Source organism: Burkholderia sp. B10 (assembly GCF_004368385.1).
In the GTDB taxonomy this organism is placed as follows: domain Bacteria; phylum Pseudomonadota; class Gammaproteobacteria; order Burkholderiales; family Burkholderiaceae; genus Burkholderia; species Burkholderia vietnamiensis.
On sequence record NZ_PQMX01000004.1, the window covers coordinates 183185 to 193856 of the forward strand.

Here is a 10672-nt window from a genome sequence, read left to right on the forward strand (position 1 = left end):
CGACGCACGCGCACGGCCGGCCGCGCATCTCGTCCCGCGCCCGCGCGGCCATCGACTGACACACGCTGCGCCGGTCGAGTCGTCGCGCAGCGGCCGATCGGTGCGATTAATCAAGCGCGGGCGGCGAGCCCGCGATGCCGCTCCTCGATACCCCTACTCACCAGTCATGCGACGACCGCCTGACAACTCGTAGGCTTCGCAGAAATTTGTCTGAAAGGCACCGTTGCTAGAGTGTCCGTACAGGGTTTTCCCGATGCCGGACTGCCGAAAGGGCACGACACATGCGAGGCTCCATGAACCTGTTACGCACGTTGTGGCTACTGCTGTTGCTCGCGGCCGCCGTACCGGCCGCCGCGTTCGAGTCGCGCGTCGTCGCGATCCCGAGCGCCGCGATGAACGCGACGCTGAAGGCGACCGTCGTGCTGCCCGACGCGTATGCGCGCCTTCGGCACGGCCCGGAGCGCAGCGTCGAGCGCTTTCCGGTCGTCTATCTGCTGCACGGCTCCGGCGGCGACCACACCGACTGGACCACCAACACCCGAATCGCCGCGCTCGCCGACCGCTATCACGTGATCCTCGTCATGCCCGATGGCGGCCACGAAAGCTGGTACATCGACAGCCCGTTCGATTCGGCCAGCCGCTTCGAAACCTTCATCGGCGACGAAGTCGTGTCGTACGTCGACAGCCATTTCAGAACGATCGACGCCAAGGGCGCGCGCGCGATCACCGGCCTCAGCATGGGCGGCTTCGGCGCACTGCGCATCGCGCTCGACCGGCCCGACACGTTCGGCGCGGTCGGCAGCATCAGCGGCGCAGTCGACCCGCGCTGCTGCGAGGACGAACCCGGCATCGATCACGTGTTCGGCGACCCCGTCCGCCATCCGTCGTTCTGGAACCGCAATGCGATCATCGAAAGCGCGCGTACGTTCGTGCGCGCGCACCTCGACCTGACGATCGACTGCGGCCGCGACGACTCGCTGGTCGGCTCGAACCGCACGCTGCATCAACGGCTCATCGCGCTCGGCGTGCCGCACGACTACGCGGAGCGCCCGGGCGGCCACACCTGGGATTACTGGGCACACGCGATCCGCTATCAGATGCAGTTCTTCGCGACGTCGTTCCAGCACGGCGGTTACGCGTAACGCACGAACTACCGGCGCATGGCAAGTGGGTGGAGTGTCGTATCGCACCGGCTCGCATAGCGATGTGCAATAGACGACGAGCGCGCGCGGTGGCGCGACAAGAAGGGAAAAGAAAACGGAAAACCAGCGCCGAGCGCCAGCCGAAACCACGCGCTCGGTTGCGCTCAGTTGTGCTGCGCCGCGTCGGCGCTCACCACTCGATCGAAGATCTCCTGCGCGCGCGCCAGTTCGTCGAGCGCGCGATCCAGGCGCGACATCGCGCGTGCATAGTCGGCCGACGAGATGTCGTCGTCGCTTTCGCCGCGCACGGCGCGAAACGCCTGATCGACGTTGCGCGTGGCCTCGACGAAGCGTTGTGCGGCCCGGGCTTCCCGCGAACGGATGTGGATCGACATCGACACTTCTCCCTGAGGATTGCAGTGTGAAGCAAGCCGCCGCGCAGTGTGCGCGGCCCGCGTGTCGGCCGCGTGACCGACGGCCGCTTGCCGGGCGATGCGCGAATCGCCGAGCGGCGCGCTTCGTCGCGATTGTCGCGCGATGTTCGCTTGCCCGCTACGGCGAGATTGCAACAAATTCCTTGCGCACACCGCGATGATGGCGACGCCGCTGCCGGTCGTTGCGCGCGCATCGACCTTCAATCCCTGAGCCGCGCGCTCGCGGCGCGACCGTCACGCGCGGCCGATGCGCGGCTGCGCGACACCGCCGAACGCGGCCGCCTCGGCCGGCCCCAGATCGAACAGATCGCCGGTGAGCTCGCGCGGATGCTCGGCCGCGGGCCGGTGCCGAAGCCGCACGACGTGCGCGGGCGCGACATAGGCGGCAGCCGTTTCGATCGGCGCCACGTCGAACAGATCGCGCGTGACGCCGCGCACGGTGTCCGTCGGCGACCGGCCGCGCAGACGCGCGACCAGTTCGACGAAGCGATCGAAATCGCCGGCGCGCGTCGCGTTGTTCACGTCGGCGAGATCGCGTGCCTTCAGCACGCAAGGCTGCGCGAGCCGCACGAAATACGGTGCTTCCAGCTCGACCGACAGCGCAAGCGGATAGCTCCTGCCCGTTTGCTCCTTCGCGCGGCCGACGCAATCGACCACGGCCGCGCCCTGCGCGACGCCGAGCGGCTTGCCCGTGCTCACGCTGCGCAGGTGCTCGGGAAACACGCGCAGTTGCGTACCGACCGTCAACGCGGTCGACGATGCGCATACGAGCGCGTAGTGCTGTTCGCGGCGCCGGCCCGACGGCAGCGTCGCGCGGCTGGCGATGAAGGTATGAGGCGGCAGGGGCCGCACCTGGCCGCTCGCATCGATCCACGCATTCCACAGCAGCGCGTCCGCGCGCTTGCGCTCGCCCGGCCGCACCCGCGACGCCACCGGCGAAAACAACGCGAGCAGCGAACCGGTGCGATGCGCGGCGACCTGCGCGCTGCTGCCGAGCGGCTGGTTGATGCCCCACAGAAAGCGCCCGCCCCCGAGCCGGCGCTCCCATTCCTTGCGGAGCACGACGGTCGGAAGTTCCTCGCCGGACTCGGTACCGATCTTCGTCCAGCAGAACGTGGGAGGGAGGTGTTTCAGTGTCATCGACTTTCTCGGGATACAGCCTCGCTGGCGACAGCAAGCCCATTCAACAACCATAACTGTATAGGTATAATGCATGACATGGAAGCCCCGGACCGCGATTTTCCTGTACAAGACCTGTTACGCCACTTGCTGGCAGATACACGCTCGTCCAGCGAAATTGCGCGACTTTCTGGCGTCAGCCAACCGACGGTGTCGCGGCTTCGGATGTCGGACGGGCGCCGGCTGCGGCGCAGCAAGCCATTCAATAAGCTATGCAGTTTCTATGGACTGAATGCGCCCGGCCCGCGTCGCTACAACGACCTGCTGCGCGAGGCGATCGTCGACGCCTGGGACGGCTCGGACGAGCACGGGCGCGCGCTGTTGGTGGTGATCCAGGGCTTGAAGGACTTGCAGACGAAGGCCGAAAGCGGGTGACGGCGCGCAGCGGCAAACGGTGGAACGCCGCAACGGCCACGCGCGGGCGGTAACGGATGCGATCCGTCGCCGCCCGTTTTGCATCCGGCGACGCCGCCGACACGTCGCCGGTCAAGCGCGCGAAACTTTATTTACCTGTGGTTAAAAAAGTTTGACACGCCGTTTTCCCTGAGATAAGTTTTGCGCAAGCTTCCGGAAAGCAAACGCAGACCGGCAAGCTCATAAGACGCGCGGCGCGTCGGACATCGCCGGTCCGTTTCATCCCGTCGCCGCTCGCACGCGTGTCGTGTCGTCCGCAGCGCAGCACCGCAGCTCGCAATATCCCCGTTTTCTCTGCCGATACCGCCTGGTTTGACGAGGCAAGGTACACGGCACGACTTTGATTGGCAGTACTGCATGAGCCGCGCCGCATCGGGCCGTGGGCGGTCGCCCCGGCGCTTTCGGCGGTGCGGTCATCTGTTCGTCGCAGGCGGTAATCGGCCCGGCCCGCAGGGGGCGTATCGCGGAACGGTCGTATCCACACAATCAGAACAACGAGGTCGACAATGCAATTCCATCCAGGAGGATTCCGTCGCGCATGGCTGCCGGCGCTGGCCGCAGCCGCGACGCTCGCCGCTTGCGGCGGCGACGACGGCGGCAGCGTGGCGGGCGCGTCCGCGCTCGCGCAAACCCAACAGGACGCGGCGTCCGCCTCGGCGGACGCCGCTGGATCGCTCGCGTCGCGCGTGTCGCCGTCCGGCGTCCCGTATGCGAATCCGGCCAGCGGCGGCCGCTATAAGCCCGTGATCGACGACGGCCAGGTGCAGCCGTCGTTGTCGGGCGCGACGATCGAAGAAAATGCATGGGTCGACACGCCGGTCGATTCCGACGGCGACGGCACCAGGGACCGGATTCACGTACGGATCGTGCGCCCGTCGGAAACGGCCAGCGGCGCACGCACGCCGGTCATCGTGCTCGCGAGCCCGTACTACGCCGGGCTCGCCGACAGCCCCAACCACGATGTCGACGTCGAGCTCGACGGCACGCCTCATCCCGCCACCGCCACCGCCGCCGCAGGCGGCTCGGCCACGCGGATCATGGCCGCCGCGCCGCAAACGCGGATGCTGCAGCAGCTCGAAGCGGCCGCGGCCGGCCGCTCGTGGATCGAAAGCTATTTCGTGCCGCGCGGCTTCACGATCGTCTATGCGGATTCGCTCGGCACGGCCGGCTCCGACGGCTGTCCGACCATCCTCACCCGCGAAGAATCCGTCGCAATGGCGTCGGTGATCCGCTGGCTCGGCCGCGATGCGACCGCGAAGGATGCGAACGGCAAGCCGCTCGTCGCGAGCTGGTCCACCGGGCACGTCGGCATGTACGGCGTGTCGTACGACGGCACGCTGCCGAAGATGGTCGCGAGCCTGCGCACGCGCGGGCTCGATGCGATCGTGCCGATCGCCGGGCTGTCGAACATGTACGGCTACTACCGCTCCGGCGGCCTCGTGCGCGCGCCGGAGGGCTATCAGGGCGAAGACGTCGACGTCTATATCAAGGCGCTTCTGACGAATGCGCATCCGGAGCGCTGCACACACCTGGTCGACGAGGCGTTGCAGCAGGAAGACCGCAAGACCGGCGACTATTCGCCGTTCTGGGCCGCGCGCGAGATCCCCACCGCGCTGGCCGTCGCGCCCGCGCTCGTCGCACAGGGGCTGACGGACGACAACGTGCGCACCGATCAGTCGACGTCGTGGTATCTGGCGATGCGACGCCAGCACGTGCCCACGCAGCTGTGGCTGCACCGCCTGAAGCACACCGACCCGACCCGCGTGCCGGCGATGGCGAACGCGTGGCCCGCCGAAGTGAACCGCTGGTTCACGCGCTATCTGATCGGCGTCGACAACGGCGTCGAGCGCGACCCGCGCGCGGTGATCGAGCAGCCCGACGGCACGCTGCTGAAGGAAGCGGACTGGGCCGCGCGCCACGCGACGCCCGTTGCATATTTCGCCGGCGGCGACGGCACGGGTATCGGCACGCTGCTGCGGATACCGAGCGGCGGTCCGCTCGCACGCTTCACCGACGATGCGTCGATACCGGCGCTCACGCTCGCCAATGCAACGACCGGCGAGCATCGCAGCCGCTTCGAGACCGCGCCGTTCGCGACCGCGACGCGCATGTCGGGCACCGCGACCGCGCGCGTGCGCTTGACCTTCACCGGCGTCGCGAACGTCACCGCCTTGCTGGTCGATCGTGCGCCCGACGGTACGGCGACGATCGTCACACGTGCATGGACCGACCCGCGCAACCGCGTGTCGGAATGGTTCTCGCAACCCGTGCTGCCGGGCATGCCGTACGACCTGAAGCTGACCTTCATGCCGCGCGACTACACGCTCGCCGCGGGCCACACGCTCGGGCTCGTCGTGCTGTCGAGCGACTATGAAGCGACGTTGCGGCCGACGCCCGGCACGGGCCTTGCGCTCGATCCGGCAGGCACGTCGGTCACGGTGCCGCTGGTATCGTCGTGAGCGATCGGGTGCGAGAGTGAGCGGCTGAGCGGGCGCACCCGGCATGACCGACTGCCGGGCGCGTCCGGTCGCACTGCGGATTCCTCACGAGCACGCGCCGCTCGAGCATGCGACCGCATGCCGTTTCATTCACACCGGCGTCAGCACCGGCGCGCCCGCGAAATGCCGCGCGGCATTGTCGAGAAACAGCTGCACCGACCGATCGAGCGCCTCCGGCGACCATCCGCCCATGTGCGGCGTCAACACGATGTTGTCGAGCGCCGTCAGCGCGCGGGGCGGCTCGGGCTCGCCTTCGTACACGTCGAGCGCGGCGCCCGCGATGCGCCGTTCGCGCAGCGCCTCCGCCAAAGCAGCGGTATCGACGACACTGCCGCGCGACACGTTGACGAGAAAACCGCCGGCACCCAGCGCATCGAGCACCGCGCCGTCGATCAGATGACGCGTGTGCGCGCCGCCCGGCGTCGCGACGATCATGAAATCGGCCCATTGCGCGAGCGCGTCGATCCGGTCGAAATAGCGGTAGGGAACCTCCTTGCGCGACCGGTTGTGATAGCCGATCTCGATGTCGAAGCCCGCCGCGCGCCGCGCACATTTCTCGCCGATCCTGCCGAGGCCGACGATGCCGAGCTTCTTGCCCGACACGTTCGGCGGCATCTGCAGCGCGTCGCGCCACACGCCGTCGCGCGTGGCCGCATCGAGCCGCACCACGTCGCGCACGGCCGCGAGCAGCAGCGCGAACGCGTGATCGGCGACGCAATCGTCGTTGGTGCCCGCGCCGGTGACCACCGTGATGCCGCGCGCCTTCGCATGCGCGACGTCGATGTGCTCGTAGCCGGCGCCGAGCGCGCCGACCAACGTGAGCTGCGGCAGCAGATCGATTTCCGCGGCCGTGAGCCCCGTGCTGCCGTTGGTCAGCACCGCGCGTATCGTGCCGCCGTGTGCGGCGATCGCCTGGCCGCGCGCCTCGGCCGTCGGCGCGTGGTGAACGTGGTACGACGCGGCGATGCGGCGGTGCGCGTCGTCGCGCAGCGCGATCAGAACCAGCAACTCGGGTTTCATGTCAGCAAGTGTCCGCAGGCGGGAATGCGTTCCAGTGTAACAACGGCGCGCGGCGCGTGCCGTTAGCCCCACGCACGCTGTGGGCACGCCGCCGCGCGCGGTTTGCCAAAGGCCGCCCAGTCAAGTAACTTTCGGCGTACGTCCCGATACTGGAGATTGGCCCGATGAAGCTCGCCCTGCCCGCCCCGCTCCTGGGGCTCGCGTTCGCCGCCGCCGCCGTCGCGCCCGGCGCGCACGCCGATACGCCCGTCGTGGTGTCGTCGAAGATCGACACCGAAGGCAACCTGCTCGGCAACGTCATCGCACAGGTGCTGAAGGCGCACGGCCTCGCCGTCACCGAGAAGATCGCGCTCGGCACGACGCCGATCGTGCGCAAGGCGCTCACCAGCGGCGAGATCGACATCTACCCCGAATACACCGGCAACGCGGCATTCTTCTTCAACAAGGCCGACGACCCGGTGTGGAAAAACGCGAGCCAGGGCTATGACACCGCGAAGAAGCTCGACTATTCGGCGAACCATCTCGTGTGGCTCACGCCGGCGCCGGCGAACAACACGTGGGGCGTCGCCGTGCTCGCGCCCGTCGCGCAGGCACAGCATCTGAAGACCTTCTCCGATCTCGGCAAATGGGTCGCGGGCGGCGGCAAGCTCAAGCTCGCGGCGTCGGCCGAGTTCGTGAACAGCGCGTCTGCGCTGCCGTCGTTCGAGAAGGCGTACGGCTTCAAGCTGAAGCAGGATCAATTGGTCGTGCTGTCCGGCGGCGACACGGCCGCCACCATCAAGGCGGCCGCGAACCAGACCGACGGCGTGAACGCGGCGATGGTGTACGGCACCGACGGCGGCATCGCGTCGAGCGGCCTCGTCGTGCTCGACGACGACAAGCACGTGCAGCCCGTCTATGCGCCGACGCCGGTGATTCGCGAAGCCGTGCTGAAGGCGCATCCGCAAATCGCCGACTATCTGAAACCGGTGTTCGCCAGCCTCGACCTGAAGACGCTGCAGTCGCTGAACGCGCAAATCCAGATCAACGGCGAACCGGCGGCCGGCGTCGCAAAGCGCTACCTGAAGTCGAAGGGCTTCGTTAAGTGACGGAACGCACGGCGCGCATCGCGCTCGACAAGCTGGGCGTCCTGATCGGTGTGCTGACGATCATCGCGGTGTTCGGGATGCCGTTCGTCGTGCTGCGGCCGAACCGCATCGCGGCCGGCACCGGGCTGTCGGTGTTCGCCGCGCTGCCCGCCGCATCGGGCGCGGCGCTCGCCGTGCTGTGGACCGCCGGCGCGCTGTGGACGATGAAGGCGAGCCGCCCCGTGTGGCGGCTCGCGGCCGGTTGCGCCTCGCTCGCGACGCTCGCGTATGCGCTCGGCGCGGCCGCCGCGCACGTCGTCGCGCCCGACGACATGCTCGCGCGCGTGTCGCCCGCCGCGAGCGTGTGGGTGCTGCTGTTCGCGTCGGCCGTGCTGGTCGCGGACGCGCTCGCACGGCTCGCGTTCGGCCCGTGGCGGCGCCTCGCCGCACTGGCCGTCGCGATCGCGGCGATTTCGGTGCCGCTGGCGAGCGGCTGGTGGGACGGGCTGTCGATCATGCGCGAATACGCGGTGCGCAGCGACGACTTCTGGCGCGAGGCGACGCGCCACGTCGCGCTCGCGGGCGGCTCGGTCGCGGCCGCGTTGGTCGCCGGCCTGCCGCTCGGCATCGCGTGCACGCGGTTCGTATCGGTACGCACCGTCGTGATGCCGGCGCTCAATATCGTGCAGACGGTCCCGAGCATCGCGATGTACGGGCTGATGATGGCGCCGCTCGGGCTGTTGGCCGCGCGCGTGCCGCTCGCGGCCGCGCTCGGGATTCGCGGGATCGGCGTCGCGCCTGCCGTGCTCGCGCTGTTCCTCTACTCGCTGCTGCCGATCGCGTCGAGCGTCGTGGTCGGGCTCGCGCAGGTGCCGCCGCATGTGACCGAAGCCGCGCGCGCGATGGGCATGACGCGCGTGCAGCGGCTGCTGCGCGTCGATCTCGTGCTCGCGCTGCCGGTGATCCTCAGCGGCGTGCGCATCGTGCTCGTGCAGAACATCGGGCTGACGGCGGTGGCCGCGCTGATCGGCGGCGGCGGCTTCGGCACTTTCATTTTCCAGGGCATCGGGCAATCGGCGGCGGACCTCGTGCTGCTCGGCGCGATTCCGACGATCGCGCTCGCGCTGACGGCCGCTGTCGTGTTCGAGGCCGCGACCACGCTCGCGAAGGGACGTACCGCATGATCGAGATCGAACGCATCGGCAAACGCTTCGGCGAGATCGTCGCCGTCGACGACGTGTCGCTGACGATGAAGCAAGGCACGATCACCGCGCTCGTCGGCGCATCGGGCAGCGGGAAATCGACGCTGCTGCGCATGATCAACCGGCTGATCGCGCCGAGCAGCGGCACGATCCGCATCGACGGCGTCGATACCGCGGGCGTGCCGCCCGAGCAGCTGCGGCGGCGCATCGGCTACGTGATCCAGGGGCACGGGCTGTTCCCGCACTGGAGCGTCGCGCGCAATATCGCGACCGTGCCGCGCCTGCTCGGCTGGCCCGCCGCGCGCATCGACGCGCGCGTGCGCGAACTGCTCGAGCTGTTTCATCTCGCGCCGTCCGAGTTCGCGGACAAGCTGCCGCACGAGCTGTCGGGCGGCCAGCAGCAACGTGTGGGCGTCGCGCGCGCGCTGGCCGCCGAGCCGGCGATGCTGCTGATGGACGAGCCGTTCGGCGCGCTCGATCCGATCATCCGCAACAAGGCGCAGGACGATCTGTACGCGCTGCAGCGCCGGCTCGGCATCACCGTCGTGATCGTCACGCACGATATCGAGGAAGCGCTGAAGCTCGGCGACACGATCGCCGTGATGGACGGCGGGCGGCTGTTGCAGGTCGCGTCGCCGGCGGAGATTCTCGGCAAGCCGGCCGCGGGTGTGGTCGAGCAGCTCGTCGCCGGTGTCGACCGGCCGCTGCGGCTGCTCGCGCTGACGCCGATCGACGCGGTCGCCGAGCCCGGTCACGCGGACGGCGAACCGATCGCCGCGACGCGCACGTTACGCGACGCGGTGTCCGAGCTGCTGTGGCGCGGCGTCGAAGCATTGCCGGTCGGCGAGGCGAACGGCGATGGCGCGCACGGTGCGCCGGCCGCGCGACGCATCACGCTCGACGCGATTCGCGCGCACGCGAGGAAGCCCGCATGAGCGCGCCTGCACAGCCGGCGCGTGCTCCGCTGCCGCGGCGGTTGGCGCCGCATGTCGCGCAGGTCGCGCGCGCGGCCGCGCTCGCGCTATTGCTCGTGCTGCTGTTGCGCCCCGCGTGGCTGCAAGGCGCGTTCGCGCCGTTCGCGGACAACGGCGCGCCCGTCATCTACGACCGCGCGAGCCTGCTCGACCTGACGCTCGCGCATCTCGGCACCGTGGCGTTGTCGAGCCTGATCGGCACGCTCGTCGCGGTCGCGGCGGGCATCGCCGTCACGCGGCCGTGGGGTGCGGATTTTCTGCCGGTCGCGCGCAGCGTGGCCGACATCGGCCAGACGTTTCCGCCGGTTGCCGTGCTCGCGCTGGCGGTGCCGGCGGTCGGGTTCGGGTTGAAGCCGGTGCTGATCGCGCTCGTCCTGTACGGGCTCCTGCCGATCTTCGAAAGCACGATCGCGGGCATTGAAGACGTGCCGCGCGACATCGTCGAGGCCGCGCGCGGGATGGGAATGAACGGCTGGCAGCAACTCGTGTCGATCGAGCTGCCGCTCGCGTTTCCGGTGATCGTCAACGGCGTGCGGCTCGCGGTCGTGATCAATCTCGGCACCGCGACGATCGGCTCGACGGTCGCCGCGCGCGGCCTCGGCGACGTGATCATTGCAGGACTGCAAACGTCGAACACCGCGTTCGTGCTGCAAGGCGGCGTGATCGTCGGGCTGCTCGCGGTGCTGGTCAGCGATGCGATCGGGGCGCTCGCGAGGGTGGCGGGCGGGCGGCGGGGGTAGTG

10 protein-coding genes are annotated in these 10672 nt (G+C 69.2%); 7 read left to right on the top strand and 3 right to left on the bottom strand.

The window, feature by feature from the left end:
• The first annotated feature begins 293 nt into the window (after positions 1 to 293).
• Positions 294 to 1142: an alpha/beta hydrolase family protein gene (locus C3Y15_RS03825; protein ID WP_034195503.1), complete on the top strand. Its 849-nt coding sequence runs from the start codon at positions 294 to 296 to the stop codon at positions 1140 to 1142.
• A gap of 164 nt (positions 1143 to 1306) precedes the next feature.
• Here the strand turns inward: C3Y15_RS03825 and C3Y15_RS03830 are convergent, their stop codons facing one another.
• Together C3Y15_RS03830 and C3Y15_RS03835 are read right to left on the bottom strand one after the other, a co-directional pair.
• A complete protein-coding gene (locus C3Y15_RS03830; protein WP_059568757.1) occupies positions 1307 to 1537 on the bottom strand; it encodes a hypothetical protein in 231 nt (76 codons plus the stop codon).
• A 273-nt stretch (positions 1538 to 1810) separates the two neighbouring features.
• On the bottom strand, positions 1811 to 2716 hold the full coding sequence (locus C3Y15_RS03835) for a hypothetical protein (RefSeq protein ID WP_034195504.1): 906 nt from the start codon (positions 2714 to 2716) through the stop codon (positions 1811 to 1813).
• A 78-nt stretch (positions 2717 to 2794) separates the two neighbouring features.
• Between C3Y15_RS03835 and C3Y15_RS03840 the strand changes: the two genes are divergently transcribed.
• Together C3Y15_RS03840 and C3Y15_RS03845 are read left to right on the top strand one after the other, a co-directional pair.
• Positions 2795 to 3130, top strand: coding sequence for a DNA-binding protein (locus C3Y15_RS03840; RefSeq protein ID WP_069246594.1), 336 nt, complete (start codon positions 2795 to 2797; stop codon positions 3128 to 3130).
• A 545-nt stretch (positions 3131 to 3675) separates the two neighbouring features.
• Positions 3676 to 5628, top strand: coding sequence for a Xaa-Pro dipeptidyl-peptidase (locus tag C3Y15_RS03845; protein WP_059460605.1), 1953 nt, complete (start codon positions 3676 to 3678; stop codon positions 5626 to 5628).
• Positions 5629 to 5757: 129 nt separating this feature from the next.
• Here C3Y15_RS03845 and C3Y15_RS03850 read toward each other — a convergent pair whose 3' ends face one another.
• Positions 5758 to 6687 (bottom strand): 2-hydroxyacid dehydrogenase, encoded by a 930-nt coding sequence (locus tag C3Y15_RS03850; protein ID WP_014723996.1) that lies wholly within the window; start codon positions 6685 to 6687, stop codon positions 5758 to 5760.
• Between the two features lie 164 nt (positions 6688 to 6851).
• Between C3Y15_RS03850 and C3Y15_RS03855 the strand changes: the two genes are divergently transcribed.
• From C3Y15_RS03855 to C3Y15_RS03870, 4 genes are read left to right on the top strand one after another with little or no spacing between them, the layout of a single operon-like run.
• Entirely contained in the window at positions 6852 to 7775 is a 924-nt protein-coding gene (locus C3Y15_RS03855) for an ABC transporter substrate-binding protein (RefSeq protein ID WP_069246422.1), read from the top strand.
• Positions 7772 to 8938 carry an ABC transporter permease gene (locus C3Y15_RS03860; protein ID WP_069246421.1) on the top strand — a complete coding sequence of 389 codons (1167 nt, stop codon included), beginning with the start codon at positions 7772 to 7774 and terminating at the stop codon, positions 8936 to 8938. The genes C3Y15_RS03855 and C3Y15_RS03860 overlap by 4 nt, the downstream gene beginning before the upstream one ends.
• On the top strand, positions 8935 to 9891 hold the full coding sequence (locus tag C3Y15_RS03865; RefSeq protein ID WP_014723999.1) for an ABC transporter ATP-binding protein: 957 nt from the start codon (positions 8935 to 8937) through the stop codon (positions 9889 to 9891). Before C3Y15_RS03860 ends, C3Y15_RS03865 begins: the two co-directional genes overlap by 4 nt.
• Positions 9888 to 10670, top strand: coding sequence for an ABC transporter permease (locus tag C3Y15_RS03870; RefSeq protein WP_011880806.1), 783 nt, complete (start codon positions 9888 to 9890; stop codon positions 10668 to 10670). Before C3Y15_RS03865 ends, C3Y15_RS03870 begins: the two co-directional genes overlap by 4 nt.
• Positions 10671 to 10672 lie beyond the last annotated feature (2 nt).